Source organism: Streptococcus mitis (genome assembly GCF_003942765.1).
In the GTDB taxonomy this organism is placed as follows: Bacteria; Bacillota; Bacilli; order Lactobacillales; family Streptococcaceae; genus Streptococcus; species Streptococcus mitis_BE.
Genome location: NZ_RJNW01000005.1, coordinates 146,265 through 166,116, shown reverse-complemented (window position 1 = coordinate 166,116; position 19,852 = coordinate 146,265). Strand labels below are relative to the sequence as shown.

Below are 19,852 nucleotides of genomic sequence, written 5' to 3'. Positions count from 1 at the left end.
TTGAATAGATATTCAATTTTGAGTAGGTATTACTCAGAGTTAAGTGACGATAGCCTAGGAGATACACCTGTACCCATGCCGAACACAGAAGTTAAGCCCTAGAACGCCGGAAGTAGTTGGGGGTTGCCCCCTGTGAGATATGGAAGTCGCTTAGCTTTATTCCGCCATAGCTCAGTTGGTAGTAGCGCATGACTGTTAATCATGATGTCGTAGGTTCGAGTCCTACTGGCGGAGTAGTTAATTAAGAGAGGTTTAGTCCTCTTTTTTTATTTTGGTGAACATAAAAATAGGCTCTCTGTCAACTGTAGTGGATTGAAGAAAAGGTAATATTTAGAAAGGACAAATTTCGTCCTTTCTTTTTTGATGTTTAGAGCGATGAAAATACTTTTTTTGAAGTTTTCAAAGTGTTGACGATTTTATATTTGTCCTTGAGAAAGATTTTAAAAACAGTCTGAAAAATCTAACTTTTGGGGTGTTTTTATTATGAAATTAACATATGATGATAAAGTTCAGATCTATGAACTTAGAAAATAAGGCTATAGCTTAGAGAAGCTTTCAAATAAATTTGGGATAAACAATTCTAATCTTAGATACATGATTAAATTGATTGATCGTTACGGAATAGAGTTCGTCTAAAAAGGAAAAATCGTTACTATTCTCCTGATTTAAAACAAGAAATGATTCATAAAGTCTTAAGGGAGAGTACCTAAAATGGGACGTAAGCCAAAAAAGAGACCTGAAGAGAGGACAGAATTAGAACGTCTTCAAGCAGAAAATGAGTACCTGAGAGCGGAGAATGCCATCCTAAAAAAGTTGAGAGAACTCCGATTGAAGGAGAAAAAGAGAAAGAAGAAAGACAGAAATTGTTCAAGAATTAATGACTGAGTTTTCGTTAGATATTCTTCTAAAAGCCATTAAACTAGCTCGTTCGACCTACTACTATCACTTGAAACAGCTAGACAAACCAGATAAGAACCAAGAGCTTAAAGCTGAAATTCAATCTATTTTTATCAAACACAAAGGAAATTATGGTTATCGTCGGATTCATTTAGAACTAAGAAATCGTGGTTATCTGGTAAATCAGAAAAGAGTTCAACGCTTGATGAAAGTACTCAATTTACAAGCTAAAATGCGACAGAAACGAAAATATTCTTCTCATAAAGGAGATGTTGGTAAGAAGGCAGATAATCTCATTCAACGTCAATTTGAAGGCTCTAAAACAATGGAAAAGTGCTACACAGATGTGACAGAATTTGCCATTCCAAATAGCACGCAGAAATTGTATTTATCGCCTGTTTTAGATGGCTTTAATAGCGAAATTATTGCCTATAATCTTTCAACTTCACCGAACTTAGCACAAGTAAAAACCATGTTGGAACAGTCCTTCACAGAGAGGCACTACGAGAATACGATTCTCCATAGTGACCAAGGTTGGCAATACCAACACGATGCTTACCATCGGTTCCTAGAGAGTAAGGGAATTCAAGCATCCATGTCACGTAAAGGTAACAGCCAAGACAACGGTATGATGGAGTCCTTTTTTGGCATTCTGAAATCGGAGATGTTTTATGGTTATGAGAAGTCATTTCAGTCGCTTAGCAATTGGAACAAGCCATTGTAGACTATATTGATTACTACAACAATAAACGAATTAAGGTAAAACTAAAAGGACTTAGCCCTGTGCAATACAGATTGGGGTCAGTACAATCTGATGCTATGCGTTTTCTTAATTTAAGATTTTTGCCTCAGTCTCTTTTAGTATTTAACACAGTTAATAGGATCTATAATAGTCTAATTTAGGTAGTAAATTTGTTCCTATTCTGTCAACTTTTCCTATTTGTTATCTTTTTGAGGTTGGTTTTTAAGCAATTCAGGAATTGATAGTGAATGTGTAAAATTTTTTGTTAGAATAAGCTTATAAAAAGTAAAGGGGTATAGGCTTATGTTACAAAAGATTTATGAGCAGATGACGGATTTTTATAGAAATATTGAAGAAGAGTATGGTACGTTCTTCGGAGATCATTTTGACTGGGAACATTTTCATTTTAAGTTTTTGATTTATTATCTTGTCCGATATCGTATTGTGAGCTATCGGGATTTTATTGTTTACCATTATCGTGTTGCTTACCGTTTGTATCTTGAAAAATTGATAATGAAACAAGGTTTTGTTGCTTGTTGAGACAGTATGAGTTAATTTCCGAACAAATTTAACTTTTTGTAGGAAAATAATGATAAATAGCCGGAATTATTTCTAAATCATTTTTTAATAGTTGGAAATAGCAAATCTTTCTATTGTTTCTTCTTGATAAAAAGGCGATTTTTTCTTATAATAAATTGTAAGATATAATTGCAGGTGAGAGTCCTGCCATGTATGTGAGAAAGGAAGAGCCTGAGGGCTCAGACAAGATTATGACTTCAGTTGTTGTTGTAGGTACCCAATGGGGTGATGAAGGTAAAGGGAAGATTACAGACTTCCTTTCTGCGAATGCAGAAGTGATTGCACGATACCAAGGTGGTGATAATGCAGGTCACACGATTGTGATTGATGGTAAGAAATTTAAGTTGCACTTGATTCCATCTGGAATTTTCTTCCCTGAAAAAATCTCTGTTATTGGTAATGGTATGGTTGTAAATCCTAAATCTCTTGTGAAAGAGTTGAGCTATCTTCATGAGGAAGGTGTGACAACTGATAACTTGCGTATTTCTGATCGCGCGCATGTTATTTTGCCTTATCATATCGAGTTGGATCGTTTGCAAGAAGAAGCTAAGGGCGACAATAAGATTGGGACTACAATCAAGGGAATTGGTCCAGCTTATATGGACAAGGCTGCTCGTGTTGGGATTCGTATTGCAGATCTTTTAGATAAAGATATTTTCCGTGAGCGTTTAGAACGTAACCTTGCTGAAAAGAATCGTCTTTTTGAAAAATTGTATGACAGTAAAGCGATTGCTTTTGATGATATTTTTGAAGAATATTATGAATATGGTCAACAAATCAAGAAGTATGTGACAGATACATCTGTCATTTTGAATGATGCACTTGATAACGGTAAACGTGTGCTTTTTGAAGGTGCACAAGGTGTTATGCTAGATATCGACCAAGGTACGTATCCATTTGTTACGTCATCAAACCCTGTGGCTGGTGGTGTTACGATTGGTTCTGGTGTTGGTCCAAGTAAGATTGACAAGGTTGTTGGTGTATGTAAAGCCTATACGAGTCGTGTAGGAGACGGTCCTTTCCCAACTGAGTTGTTTGATGAAGTGGGAGAACGCATTCGTGAAGTAGGTCATGAGTATGGTACAACAACTGGTCGTCCACGTCGTGTGGGTTGGTTTGACTCAGTTGTGATGCGTCATAGTCGTCGTGTTTCTGGTATCACTAACCTTTCATTGAACTCTATCGATGTTTTGAGTGGTTTAGATACAGTGAAAATCTGTGTGGCCTATGATCTTGATGGTCAACGTATTGACTACTATCCAGCTAGTCTTGAGCAATTGAAACGTTGCAAGCCTATTTATGAAGAGTTACCAGGTTGGTCAGAAGATATTACTGGAGTTCGTAATTTGGAAGATCTTCCGGAGAATGCGCGTAACTATGTTCGTCGTGTGAGTGAATTGGTTGGCGTTCGTATTTCTACTTTCTCAGTAGGTCCTGGTCGTGAACAAACAAATATTTTAGAAAGTGTTTGGTCGTAAGAGATTTTTAAGATTAGTTTAAGTTAGGTCGGGTATACTATAGACAGTTACAAGAAGACCTCCTAACTTGTTGTAACAAATATCCTAAACTTTTCTTTTTCATAATAATCTCCCTATAAAGTCACCGCATTCGGTGGCTTTTTTTGTGTTGGGATTCATGATATAATAATAAAATCGATAAGTAAGAAAAGAGAAACGGATGAATTATACAGTTGAAGAAAAAGAAGTCTTCATGAGAGAGGCCTTGAGAGAGGCTGAGATTGCTCTTGAACACGATGAAATTCCAATTGGTTGTGTGATTGTCAAGGACGGAGAAATCATTGGCCGTGGGTATAATGCGCGTGAGGAACTGCAGCGAGCGGTTATGCATGCGGAAATTATGGCCATAGAGAATGCGAATCTGAGTGAGGAGAGCTGGCGCTTGCTGGATTGCACACTTTTTGTGACCATTGAGCCTTGTGTCATGTGTAGTGGGGCAATTGGACTCGCCCGTATTCCAAACGTGGTCTATGGGGCTAAAAACCAGAAATTTGGCGCTGCTGGGAGTTTGTACGATATCTTGACAGATGAGCGTCTCAATCATCGTGTGGAGGTTGAAACGGGAATTTTGGAAGATGAATGCGCAGCTATTATGCAGGATTTTTTTAGAAATAGACGGAAAAAATAATTTTGCTTTTAAAATGAATAGGAATGTGATATAATAAATAGTGGAGCAACAGTTCTGCGTGAAGCGGGTCAGGGGAGGAATCCAGCAGCCCTAAGCGATTTGAATTGTGTGCTCTTTTTTTCGTGCTTTTTCCGAATAAATAAGATAGAATAATCTTGAATAAATGATAATAGAAAAGAGAAGATGATGAAAATTCGTGGTTTTGAATTGGTTTCGACTTTTACAGATGAAAATTTATTGCCCAAGCGTGAGACGGTGCATGCGGCTGGTTACGACTTAAAGGTTGCTGTGCGTACGGTTATTGCGCCAGGAGAGATTGTCTTGGTTCCGACAGGGGTTAAGGCCTATATGCAGCCGACTGAGGTTCTTTACCTTTATGATCGCTCTTCAAATCCTCGTAAGAAGGGCTTGGTCTTGATTAACTCGGTTGGTGTCATTGATGGGGATTATTATGGAAATCCTGGGAATGAAGGGCATATTTTTGCGCAGATGAAGAATATCACAGATCAAGAAGTTGTTCTTGAAGTTGGGGAACGTGTGGTTCAGGCTGTCTTTGCGCCTTTCTTAATCGCAGATGGAGATGCGGCTGATGGCGTTCGAACTGGTGGATTTGGTTCAACAGGGCACTAGAATGAAGATTATCTTTGTACGTCACGGGGAGCCAGATTATCGTGAGTTAGAGGAGCGTTCTTATACGGGATTTGGGATAGATTTGGCCCCCTTGTCTGAGAAGGGACGGCAGCAAGCCCAGAAACTGAGCACCAATCCTTTACTCCCTTCAGCTGAAATAATCGTATCTTCTGCAGTCACAAGAGCTTTAGAAACGGCTTCTTATGTGGTTTGTGCTACGGGACTTCCTTTAAGAGTGGAGTCTTTATTACATGAATGGCAGGTCTATGAAAGTGGCACAGATAATTTTGAAAAAGCTCGTGCTATATTTCTAGAAAATAATGGGGAGTTACTTCCTAATAGTCCTATTCAATATGAGACAGCTGCGAAGATGAAGTCTCGTTTTCTAGAATGCATGGCTAAGTATCGAGATTACCAGACCGTGATAGTGGTAACTCACAACATGCTCATGCGTCAGTTTGTGCCAAATGAGAAGATTGATTTTTGCCAAGTGATTGAGTGTGAGTTAGAGATATAGAAAGAGGTTTATCATCGCAAAGAAAAAAGCGACATTTGTATGTCAAAATTGTGGGTATAATTCACCTAAATATCTGGGGCGTTGCCCCAACTGTGGGTCTTGGTCTTCTTTTGTAGAAGAGGTTGAGGTTGCCGAGGTCAAGAATGCGCGTGTGTCCTTGACAGGTGAGAAAACTAAGCCCATGAAACTGGCTGAGGTGACTTCCATCAATGTCAATCGAACCAAGACGGAGATGGAGGAATTCAACCGTGTACTTGGAGGCGGAGTGGTACCGGGAAGTCTCGTTCTTATCGGTGGGGATCCTGGAATTGGGAAATCAACCCTTCTTTTACAAGTCTCAACCCAGCTGTCTCAAGTGGGGACTGTTCTCTATGTCAGTGGGGAGGAGTCTGCCCAGCAAATCAAGTTGCGAGCAGAGCGCTTGGGAGATATTGATAGCGAGTTTTATCTCTATGCAGAGACTAATATGCAGAGTGTTCGAGCTGAAGTGGAGCGCATCCAGCCAGACTTCCTCATCATCGACTCCATTCAGACTATTATGTCTCCTGAGATTTCAGGGGTGCAGGGGTCTGTTTCTCAAGTGCGTGAGGTGACAGCGGAACTTATGCAGCTGGCCAAAACAAATAACATTGCCATCTTTATCGTAGGACATGTGACCAAGGAGGGCACTCTAGCTGGTCCTCGTATGTTGGAGCATATGGTGGATACGGTGCTTTACTTTGAAGGGGAGCGTCACCATACCTTTCGTATTTTGAGAGCGGTCAAAAACCGTTTTGGTTCTACCAATGAAATTGGCATCTTTGAGATGCAGTCAGGTGGCTTGGTTGAGGTCCTCAATCCGAGTCAAGTTTTCTTAGAAGAGCGTTTGGATGGAGCAACTGGTTCATCAATCGTTGTGACCATGGAAGGGACGCGTCCGATTTTGGCGGAGGTTCAGGCTTTGGTAACACCGACCATGTTTGGAAATGCCAAGCGTACGACGACAGGACTTGATTTTAACCGTGCTAGCTTGATTATGGCCGTTTTGGAAAAACGGGCAGGTCTTCTCTTGCAAAATCAGGATGCCTATCTCAAATCTGCTGGCGGTGTCAAATTGGATGAACCTGCCATTGACTTAGCTGTTGCAGTTGCCATTGCTTCGAGTTATAAAGACAAGCCAACTAATCCTCAGGAATGTTTTGTAGGAGAACTTGGCTTGACGGGAGAGATTCGGCGCGTGAATCGTATCGAACAACGCATCAATGAAGCTGCTAAACTGGGATTTACTAAGATTTATGTACCTAAGAATTCTTTGACAGGAATCACTCCGCCTAAGGAAATTCAGGTCATTGGAGTAACAACGATTCAGGAAGTTTTGAAAAAGGTCTTTGCATAATCCGTGACAAATCCTTTTAAAAATGATAAGATAGGAGAAATATTTGACTATCAAATTTTCGAGGAGGGAATCGTGTCGTATTTTGAACAGTTTATGCAAGCCAATCAGGCTTATGTTGCCCTACATGGGCAGTTAAATCTGCCACTTAAACCCAAAACAAGAGTGGCCATTGTGACCTGTATGGACTCTCGTCTGCACGTTGCGCAAGCTCTGGGCTTGGCACTTGGGGATGCTCATATCTTGCGGAATGCAGGTGGTCGAGTGACTGAGGACATGATTCGTTCGCTAGTTATTTCCCAACAACAAATGGGGACAAGAGAGATTGTGGTGCTGCATCATACAGACTGTGGTGCTCAGACCTTTGAAAATGGACCTTTTCAGGAGTATTTAAAAGAGGAACTAGGTGTCGATGTGTCAGATCAGGATTTCTTGCCTTTCCAAGATATAGAGGAGAGTGTACGTGAGGACATGAAACTCCTTATCGAGTCTCCCCTAATACCAGACGATGTCATTATCTCTGGTGCTATTTACGATGTGGATACAGGAAGTATGACAGTCGTAGAGTTGTAAAAAATTCATTTAGAAAGAAAGTGTATGAAGAAAAACAGTATTCTATTTATTTTTATTTTATTGCTATGTATTGGTTTACAGTATGAAACCATCTACTATACGGACGGTTCGATGTCAGGTGCGGAATATGGACTGATGGGAGTTTCTATCTTTCTAGCTCTCTTTTACATGATTCCGGCTCTTTATTTCCTTTTCCGTATTGGGAAAAAATGGGAATTGCCAAAGAAGGCCCTGATTTTGTCTTTATTGGGTGGGATGTTCCTTTCAGGCTGGTTGTCTAGCTTTGCTAATACCTACATCCATGATTTGCTGGGGGTTCTTTTCCCAGATAGTGCATTTTTAAATGCCTTTGAAAGTGCGATTGTGGCTCCTTTGGTAGAAGAGCCCTTGAAATTATTGCCACTTGTTTTTGTTTTGGCTTTGATTCCTGTACGAAAATTAAAATCTTTGTTTTTACTAGGTATTGCTTCTGGTTTGGGATTCCAAATGATTGAGGATATTGGCTACATTCGTACGGATTTGCCAGAGGGATTTGACTTTACTATTTCGAGAATTTTAGAGCGTATCATCTCAGGTATTGCCTCTCACTGGACTTTTTCAGGTCTGGCTGTAGTAGGTGTTTACTTGCTTTACAGAGTCTATAAAGGACAGAAGGTTGGCAAGAAACAGGGCCTTATTTTTCTAGGTTTAGCCTTGGGAACTCACTTCTTGTTTAACTCTCCTTTTGTAGAATTAGAGACAGAGTTACCACTAGCGATTCCAGTGGTTATGGCTATTACTCTTTATGGTTTTTATCAGGCTTATCGCTTTGTTGAGAAGCACAATGAGTTGATGAACTAGAATATTTTTCAAAAGAATGATGCAGAGGCACAAATATGGTGCCCTTCTTTTATTTTTGATTGAAAAATAGTGTAAAAAGCGCTACAATGGTAGATGGAAAAATCTTGTGAAAAGCACAAGCGATACATATATACCGGAGGAAATCATGTCTTTTTCTGATTTAAAGCTGTTTGCCCTTTCTTCTAATCAAGAATTGGCAAAACGTGTAGCGCAGGAGATTGGGATAGAGTTGGGGAAATCAAGTGTTCGCCAATTTTCAGATGGAGAGATTCAGGTCAACATTGAAGAATCAATCCGTGGGAAACACGTCTTTATCCTACAATCAACTAGTTCGCCTGTAAATGACAATCTGCTTGAAATTTTGATTATGGTAGATGCTTTGAAGCGTGCGAGTGCAGAATCTGTCAATGTTGTCATGCCTTACTATGGGTATGCACGTCAGGATAGAAAGGCGAGAGCGCGTGAGCCAATCACTTCAAAACTTGTCGCAAATATGCTTGAAGTAGCTGGAGTGGATCGTTTATTGACCATCGACTTGCATGCTGCGCAGATTCAAGGATTCTTTGATATTCCTGTGGATCACTTGATGGGAGCTCCTCTGATTGCGGATTATTTTGAGCGTCGTGGCATGGTTGGTTCTGACTATGTGGTTGTCAGCCCAGACCATGGAGGGGTAACTCGTGCCCGTAAGTTGGCAGAATTTTTGAAAACATCTATTGCTATCATCGACAAACGTCGTAGCGTTGATAAGATGAATACTAGTGAAGTCATGAACATCATCGGTAAGGTCGAAGGCAAGACTTGTATCTTGATTGATGATATGATTGATACTGCTGGAACGATTTGTCACGCTGCAGATGCCCTTGCGGAAGCTGGTGCTGTTGAAGTATATGCAAGCTGTACGCACCCAGTTCTTTCTGGTCCTGCTATGGACAATATCCAAAAATCAGCTATTAAGAAATTGGTTGTTTTGGATACCATCTATCTGCCAGAAGAGCGTTTGATTGATAAGATTGAACAGATTTCAATCGCTCATTTATTAGGGGATGCTATTGTACGTATCCATGAAAAACGCCCACTTTCTCCACTTTTCAGTATTGAGAAAAAGATTTAAGTTTTCGCTTAGAATAAAACATACTCCTAGCAGAAGTGAACTGCTAGGAGCTTTTTTGTAGCCAAAATCTGCAAGCCTTTTCAAATTGTGCTATACTGATGAAAAAGGAGGATTTCTATGAGTCAAGAATTTATCAATCCAAGTGATGGCGTGATTCGTCAGTATCTCGCAACGAGTAAAACCCTTGCTGTGGTGGGCTTGTCAGACCGTGAGGAAACAACTAGCAATCGAGTGACAAAGGAAATGCAGGATCGGGGTTATAAAATTATCCCAGTCAATCCCAAGGCGGCAGGTGGTGAAATCTTGGGTGAAAAGGCTTATGCTAGCCTAGCTGAGATTCCTTTTCCTGTAGATATTGTCAATGTTTACCGTCGCAGTGAATTTCTGCCAGATGTGGCGCGTGATTTTCTCAAGGCTGATGCCAAGATTTTTTGGGCACAGCTAGGACTTGAAAGTCTAGAAGCGGAAGAAATCTTGCGTGCTGGTGGATGTGATGATATCGTGATGAATCGTTGCATCAAGAGAGAACATACACGCTTGATTGAGGAAGTATAATAAAAAGGTAGCTGATGGGCTACCTTTTTATTATACTCAATGAAAATCAAAGAGCAAACTAGGAAACTAGCCGCAGGTTGCTCAAAACACAGTTTTGAGGTTGCAGATAGAACTGACGAAGTCAGCTCAAAACACAGTTTTGAGGTTGTGGATAGAACTGACGAAGTCAGTAACCATACCTACGGCAAGGCGACGTTAACGTGGTTTGAAGAGATTTTCGAAGAGGATTAGAAAATGCCGATAAGGGTCTGCATACCAAGACTGGTGAGGATGATGGCAATCCAGCAGATGGCTCCGAGCACAATGGATATTCCGCTGGATTTGACCATAGCGACCAGATTGGTTTTGAGTCCGATAGCACTCATGGCCATGATAATGAGAAATTTGGAGAGTTGTTTGAGAGGGGTAAAGAAACTACTGGATACCCCGAGAGAGGTCAGTAAGGTGGTTAGGAGCGATACAAGGATAAAGTAAAGGATAAAAAGTGGGAAGACTTTTTTCAGTTGTAAGCCTTGCTTATTTTTTTGTTCACGACTTTTCCAGTAGGAGAGAAAGAGAGTGATGGGGATGATAGCCAGAGTACGTGTGAGTTTGACAATAGTTGCGGATTCGAGGGTATTGGTCTGGTAAAGACTGTCCCAGGCGCTAGCTGTGGCGGTTACAGAGGAAGTATCATTGACCGCAGTTCCTGCAAAGAGGGCGAAGCCGTCATTGGATAGATGAAGCCAGGTTCCCAGGGTTGGAAAGATAAGTGCCGCTAAGACATTGAAGAAAAAGATAACGGAGATGGCTTGGGCTACTTCCTTTTCCTTGGCATGGATAACGGGCGCTGTCGCTGCAATGGCAGAACCACCACAGATTGAAGAACCTACTCCAACCAAGGTAGCCAGTTTTGTATCCAGTGCAAAGAAGCGCTGGAAGAAATAGGCAATAATCAGAGCTATTGAGATGGTGGACAGGATGACAGGGAGTGAAGATTGTCCGACTGCGAAGACTTGCGAGATATTGAGACCAAAACCAAGCAAGACAACGGCATATTGGAGCAATTTTTTAGAACTAAAGGTCAATCCAGCATCCAGTTGTTTATAAGGCGAAAGAAAGGGGTGTAGGAGCATTCCCATAAAAATCGCAAAGACAGGCGCGCCAATAACAGGGAAGAATCCTCCTAAGCACCAAGATAGGATGGAAATGAGAAGGCAGGCCAAGATGCCTGCTCCATTTTTTGATAGAAATGACATAAAAACCTCCAAATAGAATCTGTTACCATTATAGACCTGTAAACAGGAAAAGTAAAATAGAAAGTGGAAAGCTATTCTCTAATGTATTTTTGCGGTCGGGGGGCTTTTGTAGTATAATAGAGATACGTTTTGAAAGTGGGAGGTATCTATGGACTTAACTAAGCGCTTTAATAAACAGTTAGATAAGATTCAAGTTTCGTTGATTCGTCAGTTTGACCAGGCTATTTCGGAGATTCCTGGGGTCTTGCGTTTGACCTTGGGGGAACCTGATTTTACAACGCCAGATCATATCAAGGAGGCGGCCAAGCGAGCGATTGATCAGAACCAATCCTACTATACAGGGATGAGTGGTCTGCTGACTCTACGTAAGGCGGCCAGTGACTTTGTTAAGGAAAAGTACCAACTGGAATATGCTCCTGAAAATGAAATCTTGGTTACAATTGGGGCGACAGAGGCTTTATCTGCTACTTTGACAGCTATTTTGGAAGAGGGAGACAAGGTGCTCTTGCCAGCTCCTGCTTATCCAGGCTATGAGCCGATTATCAATCTAGTTGGGGCAGAGATTGTTGAGATTGACACAACTGAAAATGGTTTTGTCTTGACTCCTGAGATGTTGGAGAAGGCCATTTTGGAGCAAGGTGATAAGCTCAAGGCGGTTATTCTCAACTATCCAGCAAATCCGACAGGAATTACCTACAGTCGGGAGCAGTTGGAGGCCTTGGCAGCTGTTTTACGCAAGTATGAGATTTTCGTTGTCTGTGATGAGGTTTACTCAGAATTGACCTACACAGACGAAGCCCATGTATCTCTGGGAACTATGTTGAGAGATCAGGCTATTATTATCAATGGTCTATCTAAATCACATGCCATGACAGGTTGGCGTTTGGGACTGATTTTCGCTCCTACAGCCTTTACAGCTCAGTTGATTAAGAGTCACCAGTACTTGGTCACTGCTGCAAATACCATGGCTCAACATGCTGCGGTAGAAGCCTTGACGGCTGGTAAAAATGATGCGGAACCGATGAAGAAGGAATATATCCAGCGTCGAGATTATATCATCGAAAAGATGACTGCTCTTGGTTTTGAGATTATCAAACCAGACGGTGCCTTCTATATCTTTGCTAAGATTCCAGCGGGTTACAATCAAGATTCCTTTGCCTTTCTCAAGGATTTTGCACAGAAGAAGGCCGTTGCCTTTATCCCTGGTGCCGCCTTTGGGCGTTACGGGGAAGGCTATGTTCGCCTATCTTATGCAGCCAGCATGGAGACGATCAAAGAAGCCATGAAACGGCTTGAGGAGTATATGAGAGAAGCATGATTCAGTTTATCACGAGTCAAGGCTTGGTGCTCTACAATCGTAACTTTCGTGAGGATGACAAGCTAGTCAAGATTTTTACAGAGCAGGCTGGTAAGCGGATGTTTTTCGTCAAACACGCTGGTCAGTCTAAGCTGGCTCCTGTTATTCAACCCCTGGTGCTGGCTCGCTTTCTCTTGCGAATCAATGATGACGGGCTTAGCTACATTGAGGACTATCATGAGGTCATGACCTTTCCAAAGATTAATAGCGACCTCTTTGTCATGGCCTATGCGACCTACGTGGCGGCTCTTACAGATGCTAGTTTGCAGGACAATCAGCAGGATGCTCCCTTGTTTGCTTTTTTGCAAAAAACTTTGGAGTTGATGGAAGAGGGATTGGATTATCAAGTTTTGACCAATATTTTTGAAATTCAAATCTTGACTCGATTTGGGATTAGTCTCAATTTTAATGAGTGTGTTTTTTGTCATCGGATCGGTCAGGCTTTTGACTTTTCTTTCAAATATGGAGCCTGCCTCTGTCCAGAGCATTATCATGAAGATGAGAGACGTTGCCATCTCAATCCTAATATCCCTTATTTGCTCAATCAGTTTCAAGCCATTGATTTTGAGACCTTGGAGACCATTTCGCTCAAGCCTGAAATCAAGCAAGAGCTACGCAAATTTATGGATCAACTCTACGAAGAGTACGTTGGGATTCACCTAAAATCAAAGAAATTTATTGATTCCCTATCCGACTGGGGACAATTACTAAAAGAGGAAAAGAAATGAAAAAAATCGCAGTAGATGCCATGGGGGGCGATTACGCACCTCAAGCCATCGTTGAGGGTGTCAATCAAGCCCTAGCTGACTTTTCAGATATCGAGGTTCAACTCTACGGAGATGAAGCTAAAATCAAGCAATATCTGACAGCGACAGAGCGCGTCAGCATTATCCATACGGATGAGAAGATTGACTCAGACGATGAACCTACGAGAGCTATTAGGAAGAAGAAAAATGCCAGTATGGTATTGGCGGCCAAGGCTGTCAAAGAAGGCGAAGCAGACGCTGTACTCTCAGCTGGGAATACAGGTGCTTTGTTGGCAGCAGGATTTTTCATCGTGGGTCGTATCAAGAATATCGATCGACCAGGGCTTATGTCGACTTTGCCGACTATTGATGGGAAAGGTTTTGACATGCTAGACCTCGGTGCTAATGCGGAAAATACAGCCCAGCACCTCCATCAATACGCGGTTCTAGGATCCTTCTATGCTAAAAATGTTCGTGGAATTGCGCAACCACGTGTTGGCTTGCTCAATAACGGAACAGAGAGTAGTAAGGGCGACCCGCTTCGTAAGGAAACCTATGAATTACTGGTGGCTGATGAAAGTTTAAACTTTATCGGAAACGTGGAAGCGCGTGATTTGATGAATGGCGTTGCAGATGTTGTTGTGGCAGATGGTTTCACGGGAAACGCTGTGCTCAAATCCATTGAAGGGACAGCTATGGGAATCATGGGCTTGCTCAAGAACTCCATCACTGGTGGTGGTCTCCGAGCGAAACTAGGCGCCCTCCTTCTCAAGGACAGCCTCAGAGGTTTGAAAAAACAGCTCAACTACTCAGATGTTGGTGGAGCAGTCTTGTTTGGTGTCAAGGCACCGGTTGTCAAGACTCATGGCTCAAGCGATGCCAAGGCTGTTTATAGTACGATTCGCCAGATTCGTACCATGTTAGAAACAGACGTAGTTGTCAAGACTGCGCGTGAATTTTCAGGAGAATAAAAGAGATGACAGAAAAAGAAATTTTTGACCGTATTGTGACCATTATCCAAGAGCGACAGGGAGAAGACTTTGTCGTGACAGAATCCTTGAGTCTGAAAGACGACTTGGATGCTGACTCAGTTGATTTGATGGAGTTTATCTTGACACTGGAAGATGAATTTAATATCGAAATCAGCGATGAGGAAATTGACCAACTCCAAAGTGTAGGGGATGTGGTAGAAGTCGTCAAACGTAAAGAATAGCAAGAAGCAAGATAAGAGGAGTTGCATGTTGCTAAGAATGTATATAAATATCCTATTTGACAATTATCTACATTTTAATCTTTATAAATATATATTTTAGGCAGGGCGCTTGTTCTGCCTATTTTTTTGCCAAGAAAGTGCAGTTGAGGTATTTATTTGGAGTTTTACATATATTTTTGATAAAATAGTTATAGAAATTAGGAAAGTTGAAGAAAAGAAATGAAGAAGGTTGTAGGATATTTTTTAGTATTTGTTTTTCTATTTTTGATGAATATTTTCATCTTTAAGATACTAGCAACCCTGGGATTTCAGCTGACAATGAGTGAAAAGAGTTATATTGTACCACCGCTGTTTTCGATTATCGTTGTATATATGATTGACAAAAGAATTAGGAAGAAAAAGAAATAAATATATATTTTAGGTAGAATGTTTGTTCTACCTATTTTTTTATCTTAAAAGTGCAGTTGGGAGGGAGATAGGTGCATTTGGGAAGGAAGTCCAGTTTTTGTTTGGGGATTGGGGTAAGATAGTTGTTATCAGATGAGTTTATACTCTTCGAAAATCAAATTCAAACCACGTCAACGTCGCCTTGCCGTAGGTATGGTTACTGACTTCGTCAGTTCTATCTGCAACCTCAAAACAGTGTTTTGAGCTGACTTCGTCAGTCTTATCTACAACCTCAAAACAGTGTTTTGAGCAGCCTGCGGCTAGTTTCCTAGTTTGCTCTTTGATTTTCATTGAGTATTAGGAAAAAGGAGATGAATATGAAATTTGGGAAACGTCACTATCGTCCGCAGGTGGATCAGATGGACTGCGGTGTAGCTTCATTAGCCATGGTTTTTGGCTACTATGGTAGTTATTATTCTTTGGCTCACTTGCGAGAATTGGCCAAGACAACCATGGATGGGACAACGGCTTTGGGCTTGGTCAAGGTGGCAGAGGAAATTGGTTTTGAGACGCGAGCAATTAAGGCAGATATGACGCTCTTTGACTTGCCAGATTTGGCTTTTCCTTTTGTTGCCCATGTGCTTAAGGAAGGGAAATTGCTCCACTACTATGTGGTGACTGGGCAGGATAAGGATAGCATTCATATTGCCGATCCGGATCCTGGGGTGAAATTGACCAAACTGTCACGTGAGCGTTTTGCGGAAGAATGGACAGGAGTGACTCTTTTTATGGCACCTAGTCCAGACTACAAGCCTCATAAGGATCAAAAGAATGGTCTGCTCTCTTTTATCCCTATATTAGTGAAGCAGCGTGGCTTGATTGCTAATATCGTTTTGGCAACACTCTTGGTAACCTTGATTAACATTGTGGGTTCTTATTATCTGCAGTCTATCATTGATACCTATGTGCCAGATCAGATGCGTTCGACGCTTGGGATTATTTCTATTGGGCTGGTTATCGTCTATATTCTCCAGCAGATCTTGTCTTACGCTCAGGAGTATCTCTTACTTGTTTTGGGGCAACGCCTGTCGATTGACGTGATTTTGTCCTATATCAAGCATGTTTTTCACCTGCCTATGTCCTTCTTTGCGACACGCAGGACAGGGGAGATCGTGTCTCGTTTCACGGATGCCAATAGTATCATTGATGCGCTGGCTTCGACCATTCTTTCGATTTTCCTAGATGTGTCAACGGTTGTCATTATTTCTCTTGTTTTATTTTCACAAAATACCAATCTCTTTTTCATGACCTTATTGGCACTTCCTATCTACACAGTGATTATCTTTGCTTTTATGAAGCCGTTTGAAAAGATGAATCGGGATACCATGGAAGCCAATGCGGTTCTGTCTTCTTCTATCATTGAGGACATCAACGGTATTGAGACTATCAAGTCCTTGACTAGTGAAAGTTCACGTTATCAAAAGATTGACAAGGAATTTGTGGATTATCTGAAAAAATCCTTTACCTATAGTCGGGCAGAGAGTCAGCAAAAGGCTCTGAAAAAAGTTGCCCATCTCTTGCTCAATGTCGGCATTCTCTGGATGGGGGCTGTTCTAGTTATGGATGGCAAGATGAGTTTGGGGCAGTTGATTACCTATAATACCTTGCTTGTTTACTTTACCAATCCTTTGGAAAATATCATCAATCTGCAAACCAAGCTTCAGACAGCGCAGGTTGCCAATAACCGTCTAAATGAGGTTTATCTGGTAGCTTCGGAGTTTGAGGAGAAGAAAACGGTTGAGGATTTGAGCTTGATGAAGGGAGAGATGACTTTCAAGCAGGTTTACTATAAGTATGGCTATGGTCGAGATGTCTTGTCGGATATCAATTTGACCATTCCCCAAGGCTCTAAGGTGGCTTTTGTGGGGATTTCAGGGTCAGGTAAGACCACCTTGGCTAAGATGATGGTTAATTTTTACGACTCTAGTCAGGGAGAGATTAGTCTGGGTGGTGTCAATCTTAATCAGATTGATAAAAAAGCCCTGCGTCAGTACATCAACTATCTGCCTCAGCAGCCCTATGTCTTTAATGGAACGATTTTGGAGAATCTTCTTTTGGGAGCCAAGGAGGGGACGAATCAGGAAGATATTTTACGGGCGGTCGAATTGGCAGAGATTCGGGAAGATATCGAGCGGATGCCACTGAATTACCAGACAGAATTGACTTCAGATGGGGCAGGGATCTCAGGTGGTCAACGTCAGAGAATTGCTCTGGCGCGTGCTCTCTTGACAGATGCGCCGGTCTTGATTTTGGACGAGGCGACCAGCAGTCTGGATATCTTGACTGAGAAGCGAATTGTCGATAATCTTATGGCTTTAGACAAGACCTTGATTTTCATTGCTCACCGCTTGACCATTGCTGAGCGAACAGAGAAGGTTGTTGTTTTGGATCAAGGAAAGATTGTTGAAGAAGGAAAGCATGCTGATTTACTTGCACAGGGTGGCTTTTACGCCCATTTGGTCAATAGCTAGAAAGAGGAGAGGATGAAACCAGAATTTTTAGAAAGTGCGGAGTTTTATAATCGTCGTTACCATAATTTTTCCAGTCGGGTGATTGTCCCCATGTCCCTTCTGCTCGTGTTTTTGCTTGGTTTTGCAACTTTGGCAGAGAAGGAGATGAGTTTGTCTACTAGAGCTACTATCGAGCCTAGTCGTATCCTTGCAAATATCCAGTCAACTAGCAACAATCGCATTCTTGTCAATCATTTGGAAGAAAATAAGCTGGTTAAAAAGGGAGAACTGTTGGTTCAATATCAAGAAGGGGCAGAGGGTGTCCAAGCGGAGGCCTATGCTAGTCAGTTGGACATGCTTAAGGATCAAAAAAAGCAATTGGAGTATTTGCAAAAAAGTCTGCAAGAAGGGGAGAACCACTTTCCAGAGGAGGATAAATTTGGCTACCAAGCCACCTTTCGCGACTACATCAGTCAAGCAAGCAGTCTTAGGGCTAGTACATCGCAACAAAATGAGACCATCGCGTCCCAGAATGCAGCAGCTAGTCAAACCCAAGCTGAAATCGGCAACCTCATCAGCCAAACAGAGGCTAAAATTCGCGATTACCAGACAGCTAAGTCAGCTATTGAAACAGGTACTTCCTTGGCCAGTCAGAATCTAGCCTACTCTCTCTACCAGTCTTACAAGTCTCAGGGTGAGGAAAATCCGCAAACTAAGGCTCAGGCTGTTGCGCAGGTTGAAGCTCAGCTTTCTCAGTTAGAATCCAGTCTCGCTACTTACCGCGTCCAGTATGCAGGTTCAGGTACCCAGCAAGCCTATGTGTCAGGCTTAAGCAGTCAATTGGAATCCCTCAAATCACAACACTTGGCTAAGGTTGGTCAGGAATTGACCCTTCTAGATCAGAAAATCTTGGAGGTGGAGTCAGGTAAGAAAGTACAGGGAAGTCTTCTAGACAAGGGGAAAATTACGGCCAGTGAGGATGGGGTGCTTCACATTAATCCTGAGACCAGTGATTCTAGCATGGTAGCAGAAGGTGCCCTACTAGCCCAACTCTATCCGTCCTTGGAAAAAGAAGAGAAAGCCAAACTTACAGCTTATCTAAGTTCAAAGGATGTAGCAAGAGTCAAGATTGGGGACTCTGTTCGTTATACGACGACTCATGATACCAAGAATCAAATTTTCCTAGATTCGATTATTACAAGTATTGATGCGACAGCTACTAAGACTGAAAAAGGGAATTTCTTTAAAATCGAGGCGGAGACTGATCTAACTTCTGAGCAGGCAGAAAAACTTCGGTACGGGGTGGAAGGTCGTCTGCAGATGATTACAGGTAAGAAAAGTTACCTGCGCTATTATTTGGATCAATTTTTGAACAAAGAGTAATGTTCGTGTTTTTAGAGTTAAATGATTTTAAAACTGTGAGAAAGATGCTTCTTGCAGTTTTTTCTTTACGTTTTTTGAGATTATTGTTCTATTTATTCGGTTAAATTCTTGTAATTTTAGGTTTTTTATGGTAGAATGTGCTCAAGTAATACGAAAGGCGAACTTTAAAATGTCAAAACAATTGATCTATTCGGGAAAAGCTAAAGATATCTATACAACTGAGGATGAAAATCTTATTATTTCAACTTACAAGGACCAGGCGACTGCTTTCAATGGTGTTAAGAAGGAGCAGATTGCGGGCAAGGGAGTGTTGAATAATCAGATTTCATCTTTTATTTTTGAGAAATTAAATGCGGCTGGTGTGGAGACTCACTTTGTGGAGAAAATTTCAGACACGGAACAACTCAATAAAAAGGTGGAAATCATTCCTTTGGAAGTCGTGCTACGCAACTACACGGCTGGTTCCTTTTCAAAACGTTTTGGCGTAGACGAAGGAATCGCATTTGAGACTCCGATTGTTGAATTTTACTACAAAAATGATGATTTGGATGATCCATTCATCAATGATGAGCATGTGAAATTCCTACAGATTGCGGATGACCAGCAGATTGCCTACTTGAAGGAAGAAACCCGTCGTATCAATGAACTTTTGAAAGTCTGGTTTGCTGAGATTGGCCTCAAGTTGATTGACTTTAAGCTAGAGTTCGGTTTTGACAAGGATGGCAAGATTATCTTGGCAGACGAATTTTCACCGGATAACTGTCGCTTGTGGGATGCGGATGGCAACCACATGGATAAGGATGTTTTCCGTAGGGGACTAGGTGAATTAACCGATGTTTATGAAGTTGTTTGGGAGAAGCTGCAAGGTTTGAAATAATCTGTTTGCAACGGAAAACCTTCGTCTCTCAACTAAAAGGACTCAGGCTGAAAAGGTCCCCCAGACCTTTTCACTCCGTAGGGGATTAGGAGAGCTAACAGACGTTTACGAGATTGTCTGGGAAAAGTTGCAGGAATTGAAATAACAACCTCAAGGCTGTTTGGGAACATTGTAAGA

Annotated in this window: 19 protein-coding genes, 1 tRNA gene, 1 rRNA gene, 1 other RNA gene and 3 pseudogenes; 23 read left to right on the top strand and 2 right to left on the bottom strand. The window is 41.5% G+C overall.

The window, feature by feature from the left end:
• Positions 1 to 39 precede the first annotated feature (39 nt).
• A 5S ribosomal RNA gene (rrf, locus tag D8849_RS08660) occupies positions 40 to 155 on the top strand.
• A 5-nt stretch (positions 156 to 160) separates the two neighbouring features.
• Positions 161 to 234, top strand: a tRNA-Asn gene (locus D8849_RS08655).
• Positions 235 to 329: 95 nt separating this feature from the next.
• Here the strand turns inward: D8849_RS08655 and D8849_RS08650 are convergent.
• Positions 330 to 460 (bottom strand): annotated as a pseudogene (locus D8849_RS08650) (ISL3 family transposase); the annotation flags it as partial.
• A 23-nt stretch (positions 461 to 483) separates the two neighbouring features.
• Here D8849_RS08650 and D8849_RS08640 point away from each other — a divergent pair.
• The 12 genes and pseudogenes from D8849_RS08640 to D8849_RS08585 form a co-directional block, all read left to right on the top strand.
• Positions 484 to 1,701 (top strand): annotated as a pseudogene (locus D8849_RS08640) (IS3 family transposase); the annotation flags it as partial.
• Between the two features lie 241 nt (positions 1,702 to 1,942).
• On the top strand, positions 1,943 to 2,179 hold the full coding sequence (gene comW / locus D8849_RS08635; protein ID WP_125386786.1) for a sigma(X)-activator ComW: 237 nt from the start codon (positions 1,943 to 1,945) through the stop codon (positions 2,177 to 2,179).
• A 230-nt stretch (positions 2,180 to 2,409) separates the two neighbouring features.
• Entirely contained in the window at positions 2,410 to 3,696 is a 1,287-nt protein-coding gene (locus tag D8849_RS08630) for an adenylosuccinate synthase (RefSeq protein WP_001832534.1), read from the top strand.
• 199 nt (positions 3,697 to 3,895) lie between these two features.
• The gene (gene tadA / locus D8849_RS08625; protein ID WP_125386785.1) at positions 3,896 to 4,363 is read left to right on the top strand and encodes a tRNA adenosine(34) deaminase TadA; all 468 of its coding nucleotides are present in this window, start codon (positions 3,896 to 3,898) and stop codon (positions 4,361 to 4,363) included.
• A 32-nt stretch (positions 4,364 to 4,395) separates the two neighbouring features.
• Positions 4,396 to 4,493: signal recognition particle sRNA small type (ffs, locus tag D8849_RS08620), an RNA gene on the top strand.
• Between the two features lie 56 nt (positions 4,494 to 4,549).
• On the top strand, positions 4,550 to 4,993 hold the full coding sequence (locus tag D8849_RS08615) for a dUTP diphosphatase (protein ID WP_125386789.1): 444 nt from the start codon (positions 4,550 to 4,552) through the stop codon (positions 4,991 to 4,993).
• Complete coding sequence (locus tag D8849_RS08610; RefSeq protein WP_125386784.1) at positions 4,953 to 5,510, top strand: histidine phosphatase family protein; 558 nt, start codon at positions 4,953 to 4,955, stop codon at positions 5,508 to 5,510. Before D8849_RS08615 ends, D8849_RS08610 begins: the two co-directional genes overlap by 41 nt.
• A 13-nt stretch (positions 5,511 to 5,523) precedes the next feature.
• Positions 5,524 to 6,885, top strand: a complete 1,362-nt coding sequence (gene radA, locus D8849_RS08605) for a DNA repair protein RadA (RefSeq protein ID WP_077804517.1) — start codon at positions 5,524 to 5,526, stop codon at positions 6,883 to 6,885.
• A 72-nt stretch (positions 6,886 to 6,957) separates the two neighbouring features.
• Positions 6,958 to 7,455 carry a beta-class carbonic anhydrase gene (locus D8849_RS08600; RefSeq protein ID WP_125386783.1) on the top strand — a complete coding sequence of 166 codons (498 nt, stop codon included), beginning with the start codon at positions 6,958 to 6,960 and terminating at the stop codon, positions 7,453 to 7,455.
• A 24-nt stretch (positions 7,456 to 7,479) separates the two neighbouring features.
• A complete protein-coding gene (locus D8849_RS08595) occupies positions 7,480 to 8,295 on the top strand; it encodes a PrsW family intramembrane metalloprotease (RefSeq protein WP_125386782.1) in 816 nt (271 codons plus the stop codon).
• A 145-nt stretch (positions 8,296 to 8,440) separates the two neighbouring features.
• Positions 8,441 to 9,409 (top strand): ribose-phosphate diphosphokinase, encoded by a 969-nt coding sequence (locus tag D8849_RS08590; protein WP_033682853.1) that lies wholly within the window; start codon positions 8,441 to 8,443, stop codon positions 9,407 to 9,409.
• A gap of 117 nt (positions 9,410 to 9,526) precedes the next feature.
• Positions 9,527 to 9,964, top strand: coding sequence for a CoA-binding protein (locus tag D8849_RS08585; protein ID WP_125386781.1), 438 nt, complete (start codon positions 9,527 to 9,529; stop codon positions 9,962 to 9,964).
• Positions 9,965 to 10,191: 227 nt separating this feature from the next.
• Here the strand turns inward: D8849_RS08585 and D8849_RS08575 are convergent, their stop codons facing one another.
• The gene (locus D8849_RS08575) at positions 10,192 to 11,202 is read right to left on the bottom strand and encodes a YeiH family protein (RefSeq protein ID WP_125386779.1); all 1,011 of its coding nucleotides are present in this window, start codon (positions 11,200 to 11,202) and stop codon (positions 10,192 to 10,194) included.
• 148 nt (positions 11,203 to 11,350) lie between these two features.
• Between D8849_RS08575 and D8849_RS08570 the strand changes: the two genes are divergently transcribed.
• The 9 genes and pseudogenes from D8849_RS08570 to D8849_RS10850 form a co-directional block, all read left to right on the top strand.
• A complete protein-coding gene (locus tag D8849_RS08570; protein ID WP_125386778.1) occupies positions 11,351 to 12,520 on the top strand; it encodes a pyridoxal phosphate-dependent aminotransferase in 1,170 nt (389 codons plus the stop codon).
• Positions 12,517 to 13,287: a DNA repair protein RecO gene (gene recO, locus D8849_RS08565; protein WP_033680981.1), complete on the top strand. Its 771-nt coding sequence runs from the start codon at positions 12,517 to 12,519 to the stop codon at positions 13,285 to 13,287. Before D8849_RS08570 ends, recO begins: the two co-directional genes overlap by 4 nt.
• The gene (gene plsX, locus D8849_RS08560; RefSeq protein WP_049551864.1) at positions 13,284 to 14,276 is read left to right on the top strand and encodes a phosphate acyltransferase PlsX; all 993 of its coding nucleotides are present in this window, start codon (positions 13,284 to 13,286) and stop codon (positions 14,274 to 14,276) included. The genes recO and plsX overlap by 4 nt, the downstream gene beginning before the upstream one ends.
• Before the next feature lie 5 nt (positions 14,277 to 14,281).
• Positions 14,282 to 14,518, top strand: a complete 237-nt coding sequence (locus D8849_RS08555; protein WP_004269958.1) for an acyl carrier protein — start codon at positions 14,282 to 14,284, stop codon at positions 14,516 to 14,518.
• Positions 14,519 to 14,737: 219 nt separating this feature from the next.
• Entirely contained in the window at positions 14,738 to 14,926 is a 189-nt protein-coding gene (locus D8849_RS10705) for a hypothetical protein (RefSeq protein ID WP_004269957.1), read from the top strand.
• A gap of 356 nt (positions 14,927 to 15,282) precedes the next feature.
• Positions 15,283 to 17,436: a peptide cleavage/export ABC transporter ComA gene (gene comA, locus D8849_RS08540; protein WP_004269956.1), complete on the top strand. Its 2,154-nt coding sequence runs from the start codon at positions 15,283 to 15,285 to the stop codon at positions 17,434 to 17,436.
• 12 nt (positions 17,437 to 17,448) lie between these two features.
• Positions 17,449 to 18,798, top strand: a complete 1,350-nt coding sequence (comB, locus tag D8849_RS08535) for a competence pheromone export protein ComB (RefSeq protein WP_125386777.1) — start codon at positions 17,449 to 17,451, stop codon at positions 18,796 to 18,798.
• Between the two features lie 169 nt (positions 18,799 to 18,967).
• Positions 18,968 to 19,675, top strand: a complete 708-nt coding sequence (purC, locus tag D8849_RS08530) for a phosphoribosylaminoimidazolesuccinocarboxamide synthase (RefSeq protein ID WP_049552334.1) — start codon at positions 18,968 to 18,970, stop codon at positions 19,673 to 19,675.
• A 76-nt stretch (positions 19,676 to 19,751) separates the two neighbouring features.
• Positions 19,752 to 19,820, top strand: a pseudogene (locus D8849_RS10850) (phosphoribosylaminoimidazolesuccinocarboxamide synthase); the annotation flags it as partial.
• Positions 19,821 to 19,852: the final 32 nt, after the last annotated feature.

What these genes read in the sequence shown, in the direction of transcription:
- comW (WP_125386786.1), top strand. Translation starts at nt 1,943, where the DNA reads ATGTTACAAAAGATTTATGAGCAGATGACGGATTTTTATAGAAATATT.
- D8849_RS08630 (WP_001832534.1), top strand. Translation starts at nt 2,410, where the DNA reads ATGACTTCAGTTGTTGTTGTAGGTACCCAATGGGGTGATGAAGGTAAA.
- tadA (WP_125386785.1), top strand. Translation starts at nt 3,896, where the DNA reads ATGAATTATACAGTTGAAGAAAAAGAAGTCTTCATGAGAGAGGCCTTG.
- D8849_RS08615 (WP_125386789.1), top strand. Translation starts at nt 4,550, where the DNA reads ATGAAAATTCGTGGTTTTGAATTGGTTTCGACTTTTACAGATGAAAAT.
- D8849_RS08610 (WP_125386784.1), top strand. Translation starts at nt 4,953, where the DNA reads ATGGCGTTCGAACTGGTGGATTTGGTTCAACAGGGCACTAGAATGAAG.
- D8849_RS08595 (WP_125386782.1), top strand. Translation starts at nt 7,480, where the DNA reads ATGAAGAAAAACAGTATTCTATTTATTTTTATTTTATTGCTATGTATT.
- D8849_RS08590 (WP_033682853.1), top strand. Translation starts at nt 8,441, where the DNA reads ATGTCTTTTTCTGATTTAAAGCTGTTTGCCCTTTCTTCTAATCAAGAA.
- D8849_RS08585 (WP_125386781.1), top strand. Translation starts at nt 9,527, where the DNA reads ATGAGTCAAGAATTTATCAATCCAAGTGATGGCGTGATTCGTCAGTAT.
- D8849_RS08575 (WP_125386779.1), bottom strand. Translation starts at nt 11,202, where the DNA reads ATGTCATTTCTATCAAAAAATGGAGCAGGCATCTTGGCCTGCCTTCTC.
- D8849_RS08570 (WP_125386778.1), top strand. Translation starts at nt 11,351, where the DNA reads ATGGACTTAACTAAGCGCTTTAATAAACAGTTAGATAAGATTCAAGTT.
- recO (WP_033680981.1), top strand. Translation starts at nt 12,517, where the DNA reads ATGATTCAGTTTATCACGAGTCAAGGCTTGGTGCTCTACAATCGTAAC.
- plsX (WP_049551864.1), top strand. Translation starts at nt 13,284, where the DNA reads ATGAAAAAAATCGCAGTAGATGCCATGGGGGGCGATTACGCACCTCAA.
- D8849_RS08555 (WP_004269958.1), top strand. Translation starts at nt 14,282, where the DNA reads ATGACAGAAAAAGAAATTTTTGACCGTATTGTGACCATTATCCAAGAG.
- D8849_RS10705 (WP_004269957.1), top strand. Translation starts at nt 14,738, where the DNA reads ATGAAGAAGGTTGTAGGATATTTTTTAGTATTTGTTTTTCTATTTTTG.
- comA (WP_004269956.1), top strand. Translation starts at nt 15,283, where the DNA reads ATGAAATTTGGGAAACGTCACTATCGTCCGCAGGTGGATCAGATGGAC.
- comB (WP_125386777.1), top strand. Translation starts at nt 17,449, where the DNA reads ATGAAACCAGAATTTTTAGAAAGTGCGGAGTTTTATAATCGTCGTTAC.
- purC (WP_049552334.1), top strand. Translation starts at nt 18,968, where the DNA reads ATGTCAAAACAATTGATCTATTCGGGAAAAGCTAAAGATATCTATACA.